Raw genomic sequence first — 19,504 nt, forward strand, 5'->3', positions numbered from 1 at the left:
CAAACACACTAATCCCCGCTTACTTGCCATAGCAGTAAGAGGTTAAGTTTTAGTGTAATTAAACGAATAATATGCATCTTGTTTTCTTGTGTGTGTGTTCAGTGAAGCCTATTTTTAACATTACAAAGCGACGGAAGCAAGCATAAAAATTCCACAAAACACCTTTAAAACACAACCATAAAGAAAATAAAAACCAATAAACCTCAAATAACAAGATTAAAAATACCAAACACGCTTCTTGTCACCATAATCAAATCGGCTTTAAAGTGATCCCCGATTAGATAAGTTTTATTATTTTTATCTGGGCTTATAAAGTAATCCCATGTTTAATAATTAAAAAGCCCATCTTAATGAGCTTCATTTACTTTTAGCCAAAAAATTAGTTGTATAAGTCAGCTACAAAGCAATTTACAACAATATCGAGCTATCAGCCTTGCTAATAAAATTAGCAACTTATTTTAATCACTTTTAAAAGCACTCAGAGGCCTAACTTTAGTATTTTTGGCATCTTCAACAAACCACTGCTTCACCTCTTCTTCCGTTAACCCTTTTTGCAATAGTCGCTGATATGTATTCTTTTGTGATGGAGTTGCCTGCTCACCATTTAATTTAGCGGCGAGCTCTTTTAAATCTGCCTCGGGTAGCGTTTTACTCCAAGGTAAATCTTCCCTTGTTGGATTAGGTAACGGTAATTTTAGCTGCAAACCATGATTACTTGTTTTATCTGTAATTGAGCCAATATCATTAAAGTTAAAACCAGAATTGCCAGCAGAGTTAAAGTTAGCAACACCCAACTCCATTGTATATTGCCTGTCTTCTTTGTCAGTAAACATATCACTAAATTGGCTTGTAAATATGTCTCCAAAAGGCCTTAAACCTTTAATAGAAACTCGCTTTGGCGATTCATAATCTAAGCTGAAATTAGCGGCAAAAACAAAAACCTGTTCTTCACCGGCAAATGCTTTAGCATCTTGCCAATTGAGAAGCGCCCTACCTTGCATGCCTTTTTCGTTATTTGAGCCCGCTTTATTGAGTAAATCTACAAACTCTCGGTACTCCCTAAATTTAGCACCGGTTGAATCATTAAATTGATAGTTATCATCTTCCCATCTATTTAACACTTGGTTATAACCTTTACTTGCATTACGGGTCGCTTTGCCTAAATAATAAAGTTTTGACTTGTAAGTAGGCCCCTCATCATTAATGCCTATTGTTTGCTGAAGTTTTAATTCGCATGGCACGCTGCGCCAATTTAAACCAATTAGTTTTTTTGTATAGTTTTCTGACTCTAACTCAGTGCAGGTCGCGATCACCATTAGGTCAACCTGGGTACTCCAGTCAAATTCATCAAAAATGATGTCATCACCATGCTGACGTACTTTAAAGCCTAAATTTTGTGCTGCGCTAAATTCACTACTAAATAAACGTATAGCTGTCCCTTGCCTTTCCATCTTGCTCGTCATTAAGTAAGGTTTGCCTTCACCACCAAAGCGCACCAAAATTCGAATGCTTTTATTTCCTGCAAACAGCTCAGGACGAACAAAACTAGAACTTTTACTCGTTAAAAAATCTTTTATTAGTAATGACTCTTCATTACCACCATCGCGATCTGTGTTTAAATCCACATGATAATCAGTAGCTACATATTTGTTTTTTACACCTAAACCATTGATTAGATTTAAATAACCTGAATCAAACATCATTTCATCGCTATTGTTTTTACGCTCCCCCATTAGTGGCAAGACAACCTTACTGCTACTACCTACTTGTGCACCAATGTAATAACGCATGTCTACAAAGTTATTACATTGGTAATACTCATAAGCGGTATCGTACATAAAAGGTAAAAAGTTATTGTCGTGCACCATAGGCTTAGTACCTAAATACGTTTTTGGCCCTAACTGAAAAAACGGTGTAAATACACAACCAAACTTTCCGGCAAAGTGCTTTTCACTCTCTAATAGCTCAGACTCAACAAGCGGCCTTACGAGCTCTTTATAAGCAAGTTCGTTATTTACGCCATCACAGCGCGTTACTTTAAACGTAATAGGTGCAATACCGGTCATCGTGTCGTTAAACACAACCAACACACGAATGGGTGTAAAAGGGGATAGTCGCTTTGTTTTATTCGATACAATAGGCAACCATTCCTTGGAGGCTTGGTCTTGATAATATATGGCACTGTGATGATAACTTGCCTCACCATATTCAGAAAATACCGGCTCAAAGGTGTTTGCAAAACTTTCGAGGTATTTATTGCCTTCTTTTTCTTGCGTAGCAAATGTGTGAATGGGGAAGTAATTTTGAAATTCAGCCGTAATATAATTATGCTCACGCGCGAGAGTTGGCACCGTCATCATATAAAAGCCATACGGATTAAATTGCGATTGCAAATAAAGCGTGTTTTCAGGATCTGTAACTACGGCTTTACGTGCCGCTTTATCTAGCAAGCTGTAGTTGTCACTAAAGCCGTAAAGTGCTTTTTTATCACCGCTTTTTTTTTGCTTTTGATTGGTAATGCTATCAATTAAAAACACCCAAAAGGTATCCATCCTAATTGATGCACCAGGTAAATTAGGCAGTGCCCAGCTATCACCTAATAAAAAGTTTTCTATGTATTCTTTTACTTTATAGCGCTCTAAGTTTGAATAATACTGGCTTTTATCACCTTCACGCTGAGCCCTTAGTAGTAATCCCATAAGGCCCGATATTGCCTCTGAACGCAGTCTAAACTGGGCAGCCCATTGTGTGCTTTGCTGCGCTTTTCCGTCTTTATTATATTCACTTAATAGCTCATGCATCATACCTTGATTAGCTGCACACTCTTGGCCTAGGCGTTTATCTCGCTGAATTTCTGCATAATAATGTTTACAGGCGTTATCGAGGAGTACTTCATCCATTAAATTCGCAGCTGACGTGGCGATAGCGCCGCCCGCTTTTATAACAGCTACTGCCGCAGCAATGGGAGCTGTTGCCGGAATAAATGCCATAACACCCAAAGCAATGTTAATCATTTGCCACGCCATAGCGTCGCCTGTTTCATCTACTTTTATATCATTGGCTACGGTTAAATTACGAAAACGCTCTAAACTGTCCATACCTTCACGAGATGGGCAAACATTTATTTGGCTAATAGCATATGCGGCAATGTGTACACGGCGGTTTTGTGCTCGGCTTGCCTCATCTTTATTATTTATAAGTGGTTGAGCATAACCCAGCCCTAGTACTTCAATACGCGCCTCATCAATGCCTGCTTGGGTCACTAAAATGTGCTTAACAGCCTCTGCTCGTCGCTCAGATAATGCTATATTATAATCGTAATTACCTATATCGCAGGTGTGGCCTGCCACGGTCACTTTAAGGCTCTCATTTTGCTTAAGCGCTTTTATAACAGCCTCGCTTTGCTGCAAAATGGTATTGCGGTAATCATCGGTTACTTGCTCGCTATTAAGCGAAAACGTCCCTTCAATTACTACATCTTTTACAATTTCTTTAGCACTTAAATGCTCAAAGTAATCCTGGGCAACGGTTTTATAATGCTGTTTAGCTTGCGCTAGATTAGGGATGTTTGTACCAATTTGTTGTACTGTCGTTTGCCCAAGAGCAGCAATGTTAGTAGCTAAGTCAGCTATATTGAGCGCATTGCCTGTTGCATCCATTGCCGATTTAGGAATACCAATACGTCCAGCTATACTGCTATTATACTGTGCCATTTGTTCTGGTGTAGAAGTAGGTAAGCGCCAAAGGTTTTTTGCGAGTGCATCTTTCCAGTTATCAGTTGTTAAAGCTGCGCGAGCTTCACGTAGTTTTTTCCAAGCATCCTGCCCATCTTGCATAGCAAACACGGCATCTAGCGTTGCTTGAATGGTTTTATCTTCTGTTTCATTTAAATGAGTATGTATTGCTTTAGCAATTTTACTCCCTAAAACAAACTTACCATTAGTGGTAAAATTACCATTACTGGCGCTAGCGGTTATATCGGTATTTATTAATCCTGCAGCTAATTGTGCGCGACCTTTAGCCACTCCCCAGCCATGGCAAAAGCTCTCAAATCCGCTGGCTATTTTTATTGGTTCATCGCTAACTTTAGCGCGGCCAATTTCTTTACCGCTTTCATCTTTAACACTAATATTTTTAGGGTCATAGGTAGCATGCTCGGTTTTTAAATCTTTTGCATAACTTATTAAGTGGCTATAAAAGCGAGGAAATTGCTTTATTATTGCCTCTTCAACCGAAAGCGGGTCGCAATTAATTACATCAAACTCACCTGCCTCATTTTTTATATCGAAGCGGATCATTTCGGCAAGTTCGTAGTAATAATTGGCTCCTTCTCGGATAAGCGATTTAGAGCACCATTGCGGCCTTTGGGCAATATATTTAACACCATCAAGTTTAATTTTAATACGATATAAGCCGCTAGGCAGTTTTCTATTAGTACCCGATATAACTGCTAAATTAGTTTCAGTAACGAAAGTAGCAAATATATCTTCGCCTACTGGCGGTGACAAAACAATGTTGCGCCCTGGTGTTAATACAGGAATGTTTGGGCTAATACTTAAAATTACTGCTCGCGTTTTAGCCAATATATAGGCTTGGATACTTTGTACATTTTTTTGAGTTATTTCTTTTTCATACCATGTATTGTAAGTGTCGTCTTCGCTATTTTCTGTAGGCTGCTTTAAATTGGTAATCGGCACTGTTTGTAACTCTAATAACGGTGTATTTGAGCTACTGTAATTTTTTAAATTATCAACAAACTCTTTCGCCCATCCACTAGGGTTATTATTGGCAATAAGCCCTATAGACTCCATTGGCGGAATAATAATAGGCCGTTGACTCTTATTAACCGTGTAGGCATGAAACGGCTGACGTATTTCTAACGACCCACTGTTTATTGTCGATAAAATACCAGCACTATTTGTTTTTAACACAATAGGCTTATTTGTATCGTACGTGGCTGACTTTGGGCGGTCAGCCACCACGATTCGATTTGCTACCGGGGTTAATTTACCCACCATCTTATTACTTTCAACATAACCTGTTAATAAATACACCAACGGGCTTGCAGATCCTTTGCTCATTTCATGCATAATCAGTTACCCTGTGCTTTTTGGTTTGTAATCGCTACTGGTGATAATCTGTCCAAACCCCAAATACCCATTTCCTTTACTCGTGTGATTTTTTGTTCGCCTGTTAAAATATTCGTTTTAGTAATAATGCTGTATATGTCAGGTATTTCATCTCGACTAGTTGGCTCTTTAAAATCGTTATAACCAAATTTAAGAGTGACATTTTCATCCAAAGAAAAAATCACGCTATTACCTTCCCCTATTTCTGAGTGCTCTATTTCCGGATTGGCAATATTCACCCAATGAAAATGCGCTTTTGGTCTAATATGAGTCATAAACGCTAAGTATTTTCCATCCGGTGAGATACGGTGGTCCAGCATCTCCCATTTCCTCGGAAAACCAAAGTTCACTTTACGCACTACTTCACCATTAAACTTATGTATCCAAAAGCCATCGTGCTTTACAGCTAAAAACTCTTTATCACCTGGGAGTAAAAAAGCAGCGCCACTGTGGTGGATTTGCGGCCGAGAGGTTAGTTCCCCTGTTGGTACATTGTAGTTAAAATTTTTACCATCTGAGTAAAAAATGACGTTTTCACTGTCTGAGGTCCAGTTAAACCAAGGGTAGCCGCCCCCGCCTGACATGGTGATTAGCTTTTTCTCTTTAGTATCGTAAAGCTGACGAGTCGCTCGGTCATTTATATAGCCCGAAATAGCGATATAACGGTTATCTGGTGAGCGAGCGGGTGCATGTATACTAATAGATTCAAGCTTTTGAAATACCTCTTCTGGAATGATACGGCGCCTGTCTGAGCCATCGAGTTTTGATGACCACAGCGTGCGTACTTCACTGTATTTATATTTATTCCAGAACATTAACCGCGGGGTTGAAAATGTATCTGCATCGCCATACACCTCTTCGCGTATTTCAAGTGGCCACTCTGGATGGTTTTTGTGCTCTTTAGCCCATGGGTATTTAGCAACATCAACCTCTACTTGTGGTGAACTTTGCGATGATGGCTCTGAGCAGCCGCTTAGCAATAAGCTAAAACAAACGCTGAGGGCGCAAAGCATGCTGTGATTTTTTAAAAACGTCATTAAAACTATCCTTTTACTACATGCACTTATTTACGAGGTAATATAAATAAGTGCACTCATTAAAACTTGTGTTATTGAGTCAAAGTGCTTGCACTTACTCTTCTACTATTTCTGCCATTAAAACGGATTCTGGCGTTTGGTCGTAAAGCTCACTGAATGGGACATTGTCGAAAATGTAATAAGCTGGCTGGCCATCATTTGGGTCTTGCATTAAATCAAAGTTGCCACTTTGAGGAATATTAGTAAATTTTATTTTTACCCATGTAGAATCAAGCCTTACACTGGCTATAGATTGTACTTGTTGCCAGCTATGTTGTTTATTTATAAGTATAAGCTGCTCTTTGTCATACTTTGGCGTATTTGGATCAACCTGATACATAAATACAAAAGCAGGCTTAACCATAGTTAACGGGTTTATGTTATTTACTACCATTGCCATACTGTGCGGGGCACTCATACTAACTCCCAAATACTTGTTGTAGTTTTGCTTTGGTTTTAGGGCCTGGTATGCCGTCTATGTCGAGATCGTGCTCGTACTGAAATTCCTTTACACCAATGCGAGTTTTTTTACCCATAACACCATCAACCGTACCACAATCAAACCCAAGCATATTGCACCGGCCTTGCACACCTGAAAGCGTGTCGATTGGGTCTAGATTGCCTATTTGTACGTTAAAGCTTTTAGTTGGCGTAGTGTCGCCTTTATTTAAGTATAAATCGACGGTGCCGGTTAGGGCGTCGTTATCATTAAGCTCTACTTCGATAAGCCCATCACTTTGCAAGACGATATCTATTGTTTGGCTACCAATGTTGAGTACTACCCGTTTACCGGCTACGTTATCGCCGTCGTCGTACGATACTTGCAGGCGAAAATACTCTTTTTCGTTTTGTACAACAAAGCTATTAATGCTGTTGGTGCGCAGTGGTATAAACTTTTCTTTTTTAGGCGGAATGGTAATTTTATCGCCCGGGTAAATTAAGTTTGGGTCTGGGCGTAGGGCTTTAAACTCTGCGTTGCTTGGGTGGTTGTAAAGCGCTTTAGATGTTTGGTAGCCGTATTGCTTTGCTATGCGCAATAGCGTTTCACCTTGAGCTACGGTGTGTTGTTGGGTCATTATGTATCCTTAAACTTTACCTACAGACCAATCTTCGCTGTCGAGTTCAAAAAAGCTGACTTTAGCGTTTTCAAAGTCGGGGCCTGATACGTTGGCATAACCGTTTTGGTCAAGCTGCCCGGTAATAATGTGGCCGTTGCGTAGGCGTATTTTGTAGCCCATATTAGCTTGTGGTTCGCCAGCTTCGTCGAGTAGTTCTATTTCGTAGGCTAAAGTGGGTTGTTCAACAGTAAATGTGGTGGTGTCGGTTGCGCCACTGGCCGTTACCGTAACATTATAAAGACCTGGTTTTACCTCAGCGTAGTGCTGCCAAAACGAGACTTCGTCGGGGCGTTTTTTTTCTAGTTGTAGTGTTATTTGACCACTTGTTGGCCCTTGCCATTGAATAACTACACTGCGACTGTTACTGCATGAGCCTTCTATATTGAGTTTCCAACCACTGGGTACTGTTAAGCTTGTGCCTGCTTTAGCAGGTTTGCGCTCGCTATAACCTAGGTTGTAATCGTAAATTAAATTGGCATTTTTATAGCCGGTATATTGCTGTGCTAATTGCTCTACGGTTTCAGCGGCGCTAAGTACGTGGGTTGTAAAATTTTGCCTAACAGTGTGAGACGCTTTTAGTAGCATTGTGCTGTTTAGCTCTGGCTTATAAATACGTACAGCGGGCGCATGCTGTTGTATAGGTTGCACCGCTTTTTTAGGTTTTTGATTATAACTTTGCTGATTTATAAATTGCGGACTATTTTGCGCAGCTGATTGGCTGTTTATAAATGCAGAAGTGCTTGGCGTCATTACTGTGTTATTTATAAAAGTATTATTTTGCAACGCTGTTTGCGATGATGTAATTGAACCATTATTAACCGCGCCCGAGTACTTTGTTGGTGCTTGAGTTTGTTTTGGGTAAACAGCTAAACGTGTACTAGCTTGCTTAAACAGAGAATATGGTACCTTTTTCCACTCTTTGTCTTTAGCCCAATATTGGCACCGAGTGTCGTCGCGTAATCGCGCAGCTTGGTGTTTATCTAGCGCACCAAACAGGTTGTCTTGCAGTTGCCTTTGCAACACTTTAGGAAGTTTGCAAAGCTGAGCACGACTTAAATAAGAGAATGTAACCACAGGCTCTGAATTTTCAGGCTCATTATGTGGTTGTTCAAATAGTGGGGGGTAATTTAAGTTCACCGGATCCTTGGTGAGCATTTGCATCCTCGCTTTCTCTTAATAAGAGACTTATTTATTATTTAGTTACGGCTAAAAGGTATGCCGTTATTATAGTGCGTTAATATAAAGAAATAGGCACAAAAAATCTACAATGAATTTTTAAATTTGCTAACTTTGTTCAGTGTTTTCTCTTACGTAATGTCCGGCTCCACGAGTAATATAACGCAGCTGCCAAATAACGCGCTCAATCAATTCGTCGCGTTGCAATCCTTCTATATCGAGCGCTTCTGCACCCGCATTAAATACGAGCGTTACCATAGATTCCGCCTGAATATAGGCATGCATAGCATTACATTTAGTTTCACTTTCTAAATAATGAGCCAGCTCTAAAATAAAATGTTTTACCTCGCGGGCTACAGCGGCTCTAAATGCTTTAGAAGTCCCAGAGCGTTCTCGCAGCAACAACCTAAATTGGTTACTTGAGTTATCAATAAACTCCATAAAAGTAACCACAGAGGTATTTATAACACTGCCGCCATCGTTTGCTATTCGTCTGCGTGCTTGACGCATTAGTTGACGAAGGGTTAAACCGGCTTCGTCTACCATAGTTAAACCTAGCTCATCCATGTCTTTAAAATGACGATAAAAAGAAGTTGGGGCAATACCAGCTTCTCGTGCTACTTCGCGTAAACTTAAATTCGAAAAACTATGATCAGCACTCAGCTGATTAAATGCCGCTTGAATTAACGCCTGTCGTGTTTTTTGTTTCTGTTGCGCTCTAACACCCGACATCAACAGCTCCCTGAATTATTTTATATGAATATTTAGTGATATTAGCTCAATTGTCCAGTCTAATACTTGACGACGAGAGTTTGAAATACTATTTTAGCTTACAGTTGTACGCTGAGATTGAGAATTATGAATAAACCACCGATTATTTGGACAAACGTCCTATTTTTTAGCCTAACCTTTTTGGCGGCTGCCACACTTGTACCTTGGTACGCCATTAGCTACGGATTTACCAGCGCGCATTGGATTGCTTTTGTTGGCTGCATGTTTTATGCAGGCTTATCAATTACTGCTGGCTACCATCGATTATGGGCACATAAAACCTATAACGCACACCCTGCTGTTGAATTTATTTTTGCGCTTGGCGGTGCTTTTGCACTACAAAACAGTGCTTTGCATTGGAGTAGCGATCACCGTATACATCACGGTCAAGTTGACGACCCAATAAAAGACCCTTACGCGGCTACCAATGGTTTTTGGTATAGCCATATCGGCTGGATGTTACGTGACTACCAAGGCGATAGCTACAACGACTATAGTAATTGTCGTGATTTACAACGAAATAAAGTCGTTATGTGGCAACATAAGCACTACTTAAAACTAGCTATTGCTATGAACGTAGGTTTGCCTCTTGCACTTGGTTTATTAGTTGGTGATGTGTGGGGTATGTTAATTCTTGCAGGTTTACTACGCTTAGTACTAAGCCAACACTTTACCTTTTTTATAAATTCGGTTGCACATATTTGGGGCTCTCGCCCATACACCGAAAAAAATACGGCACGCGATAACGGCTTTTTAGCGTTATTTACATACGGTGAGGGGTATCACAACTTCCACCATATTTTTGCAAGCGACTACCGTAACGGTATTAAATGGTTTCATTACGATCCAACAAAATGGATGATCCGCTCTTTAGCAGCTGTTGGTTTAGCTAATAAATTGAAGCGTACACCTGTTGAACGTATCGAAAAAGCAAAGGCCGAAACACTAATGAGCAAAACGCAAACGCGTCTTGCAAAATTGCCTTTAGCACAAGATAAGATTACATTATTACAACAAGAGTACGATTTACTGCTGAAAAAACTGCAAAATTATTGTTCACTACAAAAACAAGTGTTAGAAGTTAAAAAAAATAACATGGCAAAGCAGTGTGAACGCTCAGCATTAATGGCACAATACCATGAGTTGGAAGCCGCCTGGGAAAATCAAAAACAGGCATGGCTAGCACTTAATGCGAGGTTATTAAAAGCCTCTTTTAATTAATTTAGGAGTGGCTGTGGCCAAACAACCAGAACAAAAAAAAGTACCCGTGACATACCAATATGATGCAATAATTATTGGCACGGGTCCTGGCGGTGAAGGTACCGCCATGAACCTTTCAAAAAACGACAAAAAAGTAGCGGTTATTGAACGCCAAGAAGCTGTTGGTGGCGGTTGTGTACATTGGGGAACTATCCCTTCAAAAGCTCTTCGTCATTCGGTTAGCCGCTATATTGAATACAAAGCAAACCCGTTATTTAATATTGGTGAGCGCCCTAGCCGCTTAACTTTTCCTGATATTTTACGTCACGCCAGTTCGGTTATTTCTAAGCAATCTAATTTACGTAGTAGTTTTTACGACCGTAACCGCATTCATATGTTTCAAGGTGATGCGAGCTTTGTAGATAAGCACACGATTGAAGTAAAAAGAAATGACGGCTCAACCGAGCGACTAACTGCTAAAACGATTGTTATAGCAACGGGTTCACGCCCTTATCGCCCACCAGAAGTCGATTTTACGCATTCTCGTATTTACGAAAGTGATACAATACTTGGCCTTAAGCACGACCCTCACCGCGTACTTATATACGGCGCAGGTGTAATTGGTTGTGAGTATGCTTCTATATTTAAAGGTTTAGGCGCTAAAGTTGATTTGGTTAATACACGCGACCGTTTACTTGCTTTTATGGATGCTGAAATATCTGACGCGCTTAGCTACCACTTTTGGAACAGCGGTATTGTTATTCGTCATAACGAAGAGTTTGACAGAATAGAAACACGTGACGACTGCGTTATTATGCATTTAAAATCAGGCAAACGCGTAAAAGCTGACTGTATTTTATTTGCTAATGGCCGTACTGGTAATACAGATACATTAAACCTTGAAGCCATTGGTTTAAAAGCCGATAGCCGTGGCCAATTAAAAGTTAACGAAACATATCAAACAGAAGTTGATAACGTTTACGCTGTAGGTGATGTAATTGGCTACCCAAGCCTTGCTAGTGCTGCGTTTGACCAAGGTCGTATAGCTGCTGATGCAATTGCGTGTGGTAACTGTGACGACCGCCTGATTGTTGATATTCCGGCCGGTATTTATACCATCCCAGAAATGAGCTCAGTAGGTAAAACAGAGCAAGAACTTACAGCCGCTAAAGTACCGTATGAAGTTGGCCGTGCTCAGTTTAAGCATTTGGCTCGCGCGCAAATTGCTGGTACTGAAGTAGGTAGTTTAAAAATATTATTCCACACTGAAACCAAAGAAGTACTTGGCGTACATTGTTTTGGCGAGCGTGCATCTGAAATTGTTCACATTGGCCAAGCCATTATGGAACAAAAAAATGGTGGCAATAATATCGACTACTTTGTAAATACCACATTTAACTACCCAACCATGGCTGAAGCCTACCGTGTTGCGGCATTAAATGGTTTAAATCGCTTATTTAAATAATTGTATTTGGATAAAGTAAAAAAACCCGCAACTTAGCGGGTTTTTTACTTTTAAACAGTTTTAAAGCTTGTTTAAGTCGCTATTACTTATGGTACTTAGCACTTAGCTCATGTACTGCATTAATGAATACTCCGGCATTTTCAGGGTCTACATCCGGTGTAATACCGTGACCTAAGTTAAACACGTGACCATTGCCCGTACCAAAGTCTTCTAAAATAGTGCCTACTTCTTGGCGAATACGCTCTGGTGTACCATGTAACATAGATGGGTCCATATTACCTTGTAAAGCAACTTTATCACCCACACGGCGTTTAGCGTCGCTAATATTAATAGTCCAATCAAGACCAATTGCATCACAACCTGTTGCTGCTATTGCTTCAATCCATTGACCACCATTTTTGGTGAACAAAGTAACCGGTACTTTACGACCATCGTATTCACGAATTAAGCCATCTACAATTTTATGCATATATTGCAGTGAAAATTCGTTGTAATCGCGCGGGCTTAATACACCACCCCATGAGTCAAATACCATTAGCGATTGCGCGCCAGCTTTAATTTGAGCATTTAAGTAATCGATTACTGAATCAGCTAACTTATCTAGTAATAAATGAAGTGTTTGCGGCTCTGCAAACGCCATTTTTTTAATTTTACCAAATACTTTGCTGCTACCGCCTTCAACCATATAAGTTGCTAGCGTCCAAGGTGAACCAGAAAAACCAATAAGCGGTACTTCACCTTTAAGTTCACGACGAATAGTGCTTACTGCGTTCATTACGTAGCCAAGCTCGTCTGTAGGATCTAACTTTGGAATTTTTTTAACATCAGCAAGTGATGAAATAGGACGTTCAAACTTAGGGCCTTCGCCAGTTTCAAAGTAAAGACCTAAACCCATCGCATCTGGAATCGTTAAAATATCACTAAATAATATAGCGGCATCTAACGGGTAGCGACGTAATGGCTGCAGTGTTACTTCACATGCAAGCTCAGCATTACGGCACAGGCTCATAAAATCGCCCGCTTGTGCACGTGTAGCGCGATACTCTGGTAAATAGCGTCCTGCTTGGCGCATCATCCATACCGGAGTTACATCAACAGGTTGTTTTGCAAGTGCACGTAAATAACGGTCGTTTTTTAATTCGCTCATGGCGTAAATGATCCTAAGACTTGTATAAATTGTGCAAGATTGTACCACCATATTCTCCGACCCTCTATTGCTTAGGGACGAAAACAGCTTTACCTAGAGGCAGATCAATATAATGGCGTGCTTTAATCCATTTTGACTATAAAACAAGCAAAAAAGAATAACATTTAAAACTTTTTATTAATATGTTTGCAACATCACAAAAACCTTGTTATTGTTTGTCCCGCGTTAACAAAAACAATAATAAAAATCTTAAAACAATAAAAATAAATGTTTTAAAATAATAACAATAAAAATCATCTCATAAAAATAAGAAAGCTTGTTATAACAAGTCAATGAAAGAAATTAGACCACCGTAACTGGTGGTTTTTTCTTGCCTAAAATAAAATCCCTCGCCTTAGATTATATAAAAAGGTACACCCCTCAAAGTAGCTCAACTTTACTTGTTGATATACTCGCAAATTAAATATATCTTGATGTACATAAACTTATTATATTCTAATTGAAAGACCAACCCAGCTAGGAGAACAGTTATGCTGACGCGTGTAGAAAAAGCTCAACAAAAATGGGGTGGTAGCCACACAGTAATTGATAAATGGCTAAACGAACGCCAAGACCTTATTGTACTTTATTGCAAAATTGCAGGTTTTACGCCGTACGAAAAACAAGATCAAGCATTGCCAGAGCCAAAACTAATCGAATCATTTTGCCAACTTTTAATGGATTACCTATCTGCGGGCCATTTTGAAGTGTATGACGATATAGCAAAAGCATGTGAAAAAAAGGGCTTACAGAGCCAAGAGCTTGCAAACTCTATTTACCCGCGTATTTCCAGTACAACCGACATAGCGTTAGATTTTAATGATAAGTACGCTGAAGTAGACAAAGAAGACTTGTTAAAGGGTTTTGATGATGACTTGTCTGTTATTGGTGAGGCATTAGAAGCACGCTTTGCACTTGAAGATGAGCTTATTGATAACTTGTTTTCTAATCACGCAAACTAATATGTTATTTACGCATATTAAAAAAGGGACCTAAGGTCCCTTTTTGCATTTACACAATAAACTTATTATTGTGCTGGTGCTTCTTCATTTTGAATTTCAAGTAATTCAACTTCAAATACAAGTGTTGAATTAGCTGGAATCTTACCTAAGTCACGGTCGCCGTAAGCAAGTTCTGAAGGAATAGTGAACTTGTACTTAGAACCCACTGACATAAGTTGTAAACCTTCAGTCCAACCAGCAATTACGCGGTTAAGAGGGAAAGTTGTAGGTTCGTTACGTGCATATGAGCTATCAAACTCAGTACCGTCTAATAAAGTACCTTTGTAGTGTACTTTAACTACGTCTGTTGCTACTGGCTTTTCGCCATCGCCTTCGCTAAGTACTTCATACTGCAGGCCAGACTCAGTTACTGTAACGCCTTCTTTTTTAGCGTTGTCAGCTAGGTATTTAACACCCGCTTCTTTGCTTTTTTCAGACTCTACTTTTGCTTTTTCTTCTTGCTTAGTACGTACTGATGTATCTAGTTCAGTTAATACTTCGCGAATTTTTTCTTCGTCAATTTTTGCATTACCAGCAAGTGCATCTTCAAAACCACGGATTAGAAGTGCTTGGTCTAGCTCAATACCAATTTCTGTTTTGTCTGCTAGGTCTTTATTTAAAAAGTTACCTACAGATGCACCAATACCGTATGCTTGTTGCTGTTCTACAGTGTCTAATTTAACTTCAGCTTGTTCTTTTTTTGCTTCTTGATTACAAGCTGTAAGCGCTAAAACTGACGCTGCAATCAATGACAATCTAATCGTCTTTTTCATTTTAAATCTCCGACACACTTTGCAGTTGTCATTTTAATGTATTATTACTAGTTAAAGATTAACGGCCCACATGATAGGCTGCTTGTTTAATGACTAAATTCCACATTGTTAGCTAAACTAAAAACATATCCAGTGATTAGACAAACAACCTAGGCATTTAACGCGTCCTAGTCTAACCTCTCAGTCACTAAGAGTTAAGGGGAAATACCTGTAATATGTCGATATTTCGTACTTTTTTAATCGTATTTAGCTGTTTTTTAGCCATCGCCTGTACCGATAAAAAACAACACGCTGTAGCAAGTTACGAACATGCTGCACAAGGTGCGTTTTCATCAACAGTTTCAAACGATGGTAAATACAGTTTGATCTCCTCTATCAACCATGGGGTCGCCCTGTGGGATAATCAACAGCAGGTACTAAAATACCAATGGTTTCAGCAGCAAGATCAAGACAGTTTGGTATACGCCGTTGCTATTGCTTTTGATAACAGCGTGGCTGTTACCGCCGAAAAAACCACGTTTGCTGTGTGGGATATAGCCACAGGCAAAAATAAAGGTTATTACAAAATACAAAAAGCCAGTATTCGCGATATTGCTATTAGCAATCAAGGCCGTAGTGTTTTATACGGCCGTAGCGACGGCGTTGTCGTATTTGTAAACCTAGAAACCGGACGTCGTATTGAGTTTTTAGGTCATCAAGATAAAGTTAACACCGTTGACCTATCACCTAACGGACGCTACGCCTTAAGTGGTTCTAACGATTATGTTGCTTACTTTTGGGATACACGTACAGGGCAAGTAATTCATCGTTTTAATCACCCAACGCGTGTTACCCAAGTGACGCTCGATCCACAAGGTCGCTATGCGTTTACGGCCGACAGTATGGCACAAGCAAATGTATGGAAGCTGACTACAGGTGATCTTGTAAGTAAACTGAAGTATATTGCGCGTCAGAAAATTTTTACTGCTGTGCGCTTTAACGAACAAGGCACTTTGCTTGCAACCGGCTCGCCAAATAAGCGCGTAGATTTGTGGCAAATACCAAGCGGTGAAAAGATTCAAACTTGGCAGGTTACCCCGCGCGAAGGCAGTAAGCCTAAATCGGCGGTGGTGCTAGATGTGACATTTACAGATAACGGTAAGTCGTTGTTAACCGAAAGCTCCAGCGGTATCGCAGAGCGATTTATTATACGAGAGAATAATGAACACAATTGAACATCGCTTAATGGAACTTGAAGCTAAAGTGGCTTTTCAAGACGAAACGATTGAAGTCTTAAATGATGAAATAAAAGTGCACCAGCAACTTTTAGCAAAAATGAAACGCCAAACTGAGCTGCTAGCAGAAAAAATTAAAGAGTCGCAGTCATCATCGTCTATGATGTCTGAAGCACCTGAGCCGCCTCCACCGCATTACTAAAACCGGTAAAAATTAGGCAATAAAAAACCGGGTTAGTCGCCCGGTTTAAATACACCAATTACTTGTTCAAATTGGCGAGTAGACGCCTGAACAGCGTTATCGGGTTGCGCCATTTTATGACCACACTCAACACACTCTACTTTTTCAACATCATGTTCTCTGTATAGCATCATAGTATCCATGGCTTTGCAGTCAGGGCACGATGCACCAGCAATAAATCGCTTCTTTTGTCTCACAACATTTTTCCTGTGGTTTGAACTGCTGTCATTTTATCGTATAACTTCACTTGTTGATACGCTTGATAAGAGCATTAAGTTCTATGTTATGATAGCGCCAACTTAACAAGGGCACAGCAAAGTAACGCATTCATGATCCAAATCTCAGAAATAGAACTACTTCGTGGCGGTAAAGCCTTATTAAAAAACGCATCAGCTACATTATTCCCAGAACACAAAGTAGGCCTTGTTGGCGCTAATGGCTGTGGAAAATCAACGTTATTTGGTTTACTAAAATCAGAACTACAACTAGATGCCGGTAACTGCAGCATTCCAAAAGATTGGTCTATTGCCTCTGTTAAGCAAGAGACACCTGCACTTGAAATAAGCGCGATTGATTATGTACTTCAAGGCCACCCAGAATACTACGCAATGCGCATAGCACTGCGTGAGGCCGAAAAAAACAACGATGGCGACACACAAGCCAAAGTACATATTCAGCTTGAAAACATTAAAGGCTACAGCATTGAATCAACCGCCGGTGAGCTATTACACGGCTTAGGCTTTGCCAATAACCTTATAGAAAACCCTGTCAGCTCGTTTTCGGGTGGTTGGCGTATGCGTTTAAACCTTGCCCAAGCATTAATACGCGACGCCGATTTACTATTACTCGATGAGCCAACAAACCACCTTGATTTAGATGCCGTTTATTGGCTTGAACGCTTTTTACGTGCTTATACCGGCACCCTTGTACTTATATCGCATGACCGTGAGTTTTTAGATGCGGTGGTTGACCAAATTTGGCACGTAGATAAACAACTTATCAACGTGTACAAAGGTAACTACTCGCAGTTTGAACGCCAAAAAGCAGAGCGTTTACTACAACAACAAGCAATGTTTGATAAGCAGCAAGATCAAATTGCACACTTAGAGCAATTTATAACGCGCTTTAAAGCAAAAGCCAGTAAAGCTAAACAAGCACAAAGCCGTGTAAAAGCACTGGAACGCATGGAAAAACTAGCACCGGCACATGCCGACTCGCCATTTAACTTTGAGTTTGCAGAGCCAAAAGCATTACCAAACCCACTAATGACAATAGATAAAGCTAAAGCGGGTTATGGTGACGTCACTATTTTAAATAATATAGAGCTAAACCTTGTACCAGGTAGCCGAATTGCTTTACTTGGTCGAAATGGCGCGGGTAAATCAACGTTAATTAAACTGCTTTCAGGTGATTTAGAGCCGCAAGCGGGCGAAGTTATTCAGCATCACGGATTAAATATTGGTTACTTTGCGCAGCATCAGCTGGAATCTCTTGATTTAAAAGCCAGTGCAATAACGCATATACAACGACTAGACCCAAAAGCCACTGAGCAATCACTACGTGACTTTTTAGGTGGTTTTGCCTTCATTGGCGATAAAGCACTTGAGCCTGTAGCCCCGTTTTCGGGCGGCGAAAAAGCACGTTTAGTACTTGCCATGTTGGTATATCAAAAGCCAAACTTATTATTACTGGATGAGCCAACCAACCACCTTGATTTAGAGATGCGCCATGCACTTGTTATGGCACTACAAGGCTTTGAAGGCGCTATGGTTACCGTTTCGCATGATCGCCATATGCTTAAAAATACTGCCGATGAGTTTTACTTAGTAGATGACGGCAAAGTAACCCAGTTTGGTTACGACTTAGATGCGTATTATCAATGGTTACTTAACGCGAATAAAGAAGCGGTTAAAGCGCAGCAAACCGACGAGCCTAAAGCAAACCCAGGTGTTAACCGTAAGGAACAAAAGCGTTTAGAGGCTGAGTTTAGAAAAGCCACTCAGCCACTTAAAAAGCAAATTGAAAAGCTTGAAAAGCAACTCGATAAATTTACCGCCGAATTAAGTGAAGTTGAAGTGACCTTAGGTGATAACGAACTGTACAACGACGACAACAAAGCCAAGCTTAAAGAGTTATTAGCCAAGCAAGCAACCCTTACGCCTAAACTTAACGACGTTGAAGAAGAGCTACTTATGGCACTTGAAGAAATGGAAGAAAAAGAGCAGGTATTCGCCGATGAACTTGCTCAATAGCGACCATTTTTGGCAGTTTGCGTGCACCTTGTACGCAAAGCCTGATCAACAAACAACCTTGCTGGCACTACAAAACCAGCAAGGAAAAAACGTTAATTTATGCTTATTGCTACTTTATTTAGACTCATTAAATTTAAGTATTAATACCCAACAGTTAAATGAGTTAATAGACGCAATTAGTGAGTTTGATACTCACGCATTACAACCTCTGCGCGCTGCCCGTAGATATTTAAAAGCTAACCAGAATACGATAAGTGATTACGCCACAATACGCGCAGAGTTACTAAGCACTGAGCTAAAGCTTGAAAAACAACAGCAACATATGTTGATTGAAGCAGTAAATGAGTTTGAATTAATCCAACATGCAGAACCAAACAATATTGAGCTGTATATGAAAGCCACTTAGGCTGCGACTTTTTATACCCTCCTTCACTGCTCGTTCTATTTTCTTTGTGCAAAAAACCTTTAAGTAATTTATTCACAAAGAGGTTAAGAGGCGCTTCGCTTTTAGAGGAAAACAAACTAGATTACTTAGATAAAAATATAAATATTGAGCGGTTGTTTAGCTCAGCATTTTATTACCCTGCCCTAATTTTCTTCTCTTTTTCTTCTTTTTGCGCAAAGACCTTTAAGTAATTTACTCACAAAGAGGTTAAGAGGCGCTTCGCTTTTAGAGGAAAACAAACTAAATTACTTAGATATAAATATTGAGCAGTTTGTTGCTCTACCCTCATTTACTTCTCATTCTTTTCTCTTTGTGCAAAAAATCTTTAAGTGGTTTACTCAAAAAAGTTTAAAGCGCTACGCTTTTAGGTAAAGTGAAAAACTCTCTTAGCTCTCAGTGGTAATAACTTAGTAGCCTTTAAAGCATGATCTAAATCAACTTAGCTTCACCCCTATAT

16 protein-coding genes are annotated in these 19,504 nt (G+C 39.9%); 7 read left to right on the forward strand and 9 right to left on the reverse strand.

Going from position 1 to position 19,504, the window contains the following annotated elements:
• Nucleotides 1–458 precede the first annotated feature (458 nt).
• The 6 genes from I6F47_RS15640 to fabR all read right to left on the reverse strand — a co-directional run bounded on the left by I6F47_RS15640 (nucleotide 459) and on the right by fabR (nucleotide 9,231).
• Complete coding sequence (locus I6F47_RS15640) at nucleotides 459–5,090, reverse strand: OmpA family protein (RefSeq protein WP_197184159.1); 4,632 nt, start codon at nucleotides 5,088–5,090, stop codon at nucleotides 459–461.
• 2 nt (nucleotides 5,091–5,092) lie between these two features.
• Nucleotides 5,093–6,166: a hypothetical protein gene (locus tag I6F47_RS15645; RefSeq protein WP_197184160.1), complete on the reverse strand. Its 1,074-nt coding sequence runs from the start codon at nucleotides 6,164–6,166 to the stop codon at nucleotides 5,093–5,095.
• Nucleotides 6,167–6,260: 94 nt separating this feature from the next.
• Nucleotides 6,261–6,623, reverse strand: a complete 363-nt coding sequence (locus I6F47_RS15650) for a hypothetical protein (protein WP_169044562.1) — start codon at nucleotides 6,621–6,623, stop codon at nucleotides 6,261–6,263.
• Nucleotide 6,624: 1 nt separating this feature from the next.
• Nucleotides 6,625–7,281, reverse strand: coding sequence for a PGRP and LysM peptidoglycan-binding domain-containing protein (locus I6F47_RS15655; RefSeq protein WP_197184161.1), 657 nt, complete (start codon nucleotides 7,279–7,281; stop codon nucleotides 6,625–6,627).
• A gap of 9 nt (nucleotides 7,282–7,290) precedes the next feature.
• Nucleotides 7,291–8,478 carry a hypothetical protein gene (locus I6F47_RS15660; RefSeq protein WP_231609238.1) on the reverse strand — a complete coding sequence of 396 codons (1,188 nt, stop codon included), beginning with the start codon at nucleotides 8,476–8,478 and terminating at the stop codon, nucleotides 7,291–7,293.
• A 129-nt stretch (nucleotides 8,479–8,607) separates the two neighbouring features.
• Complete coding sequence (fabR, locus tag I6F47_RS15665; RefSeq protein WP_007582233.1) at nucleotides 8,608–9,231, reverse strand: HTH-type transcriptional repressor FabR; 624 nt, start codon at nucleotides 9,229–9,231, stop codon at nucleotides 8,608–8,610.
• Between the two features lie 126 nt (nucleotides 9,232–9,357).
• Here fabR and I6F47_RS15670 point away from each other — a divergent pair, with 126 nt between their 5' ends.
• Together I6F47_RS15670 and sthA are read left to right on the forward strand one after the other, a co-directional pair.
• On the forward strand, nucleotides 9,358–10,491 hold the full coding sequence (locus tag I6F47_RS15670) for an acyl-CoA desaturase (RefSeq protein ID WP_024589509.1): 1,134 nt from the start codon (nucleotides 9,358–9,360) through the stop codon (nucleotides 10,489–10,491).
• A 13-nt stretch (nucleotides 10,492–10,504) separates the two neighbouring features.
• Nucleotides 10,505–11,935 (forward strand): Si-specific NAD(P)(+) transhydrogenase, encoded by a 1,431-nt coding sequence (gene sthA, locus I6F47_RS15675; RefSeq protein ID WP_024600008.1) that lies wholly within the window; start codon nucleotides 10,505–10,507, stop codon nucleotides 11,933–11,935.
• An 82-nt stretch (nucleotides 11,936–12,017) separates the two neighbouring features.
• Here sthA and hemE read toward each other — a convergent pair whose 3' ends face one another.
• Nucleotides 12,018–13,082 carry a uroporphyrinogen decarboxylase gene (gene hemE / locus I6F47_RS15680; protein ID WP_002961084.1) on the reverse strand — a complete coding sequence of 355 codons (1,065 nt, stop codon included), beginning with the start codon at nucleotides 13,080–13,082 and terminating at the stop codon, nucleotides 12,018–12,020.
• A gap of 530 nt (nucleotides 13,083–13,612) precedes the next feature.
• On the opposite strand from hemE, the gene I6F47_RS15685 reads away from it, so the two are divergent.
• Nucleotides 13,613–14,083 carry an Rsd/AlgQ family anti-sigma factor gene (locus I6F47_RS15685; protein ID WP_007582240.1) on the forward strand — a complete coding sequence of 157 codons (471 nt, stop codon included), beginning with the start codon at nucleotides 13,613–13,615 and terminating at the stop codon, nucleotides 14,081–14,083.
• A gap of 65 nt (nucleotides 14,084–14,148) precedes the next feature.
• Here the strand turns inward: I6F47_RS15685 and fkpA are convergent, their stop codons facing one another.
• On the reverse strand, nucleotides 14,149–14,895 hold the full coding sequence (gene fkpA / locus I6F47_RS15690; RefSeq protein ID WP_007582243.1) for an FKBP-type peptidyl-prolyl cis-trans isomerase: 747 nt from the start codon (nucleotides 14,893–14,895) through the stop codon (nucleotides 14,149–14,151).
• A 215-nt stretch (nucleotides 14,896–15,110) separates the two neighbouring features.
• Between fkpA and I6F47_RS15695 the strand changes: the two genes are divergently transcribed.
• Together I6F47_RS15695 and I6F47_RS15700 are read left to right on the forward strand one after the other, a co-directional pair.
• Nucleotides 15,111–16,109 (forward strand): WD40 repeat domain-containing protein, encoded by a 999-nt coding sequence (locus I6F47_RS15695; RefSeq protein WP_101216799.1) that lies wholly within the window; start codon nucleotides 15,111–15,113, stop codon nucleotides 16,107–16,109.
• Nucleotides 16,096–16,311: a SlyX family protein gene (locus tag I6F47_RS15700; RefSeq protein ID WP_007378900.1), complete on the forward strand. Its 216-nt coding sequence runs from the start codon at nucleotides 16,096–16,098 to the stop codon at nucleotides 16,309–16,311. The genes I6F47_RS15695 and I6F47_RS15700 overlap by 14 nt, the downstream gene beginning before the upstream one ends.
• Nucleotides 16,312–16,343: 32 nt before the next feature.
• Here I6F47_RS15700 and I6F47_RS15705 read toward each other — a convergent pair whose 3' ends face one another.
• Nucleotides 16,344–16,547 (reverse strand): YheV family putative zinc ribbon protein, encoded by a 204-nt coding sequence (locus tag I6F47_RS15705; RefSeq protein ID WP_007378899.1) that lies wholly within the window; start codon nucleotides 16,545–16,547, stop codon nucleotides 16,344–16,346.
• Nucleotides 16,548–16,679: 132 nt separating this feature from the next.
• Between I6F47_RS15705 and I6F47_RS15710 the strand changes: the two genes are divergently transcribed.
• Nucleotides 16,680–18,602, forward strand: coding sequence for an ATP-binding cassette domain-containing protein (locus I6F47_RS15710; RefSeq protein ID WP_197184163.1), 1,923 nt, complete (start codon nucleotides 16,680–16,682; stop codon nucleotides 18,600–18,602).
• Complete coding sequence (locus I6F47_RS15715) at nucleotides 18,586–19,008, forward strand: TIGR02444 family protein (protein ID WP_197184164.1); 423 nt, start codon at nucleotides 18,586–18,588, stop codon at nucleotides 19,006–19,008. The genes I6F47_RS15710 and I6F47_RS15715 overlap by 17 nt, the downstream gene beginning before the upstream one ends.
• The last annotated feature ends 496 nt before the right edge of the window (nucleotides 19,009–19,504 follow it).

It is taken from the genome of Pseudoalteromonas sp. NZS37 (assembly GCF_015864265.1).
In the GTDB taxonomy this organism is placed as follows: Bacteria; Pseudomonadota; Gammaproteobacteria; order Enterobacterales; family Alteromonadaceae; genus Pseudoalteromonas; species Pseudoalteromonas arctica.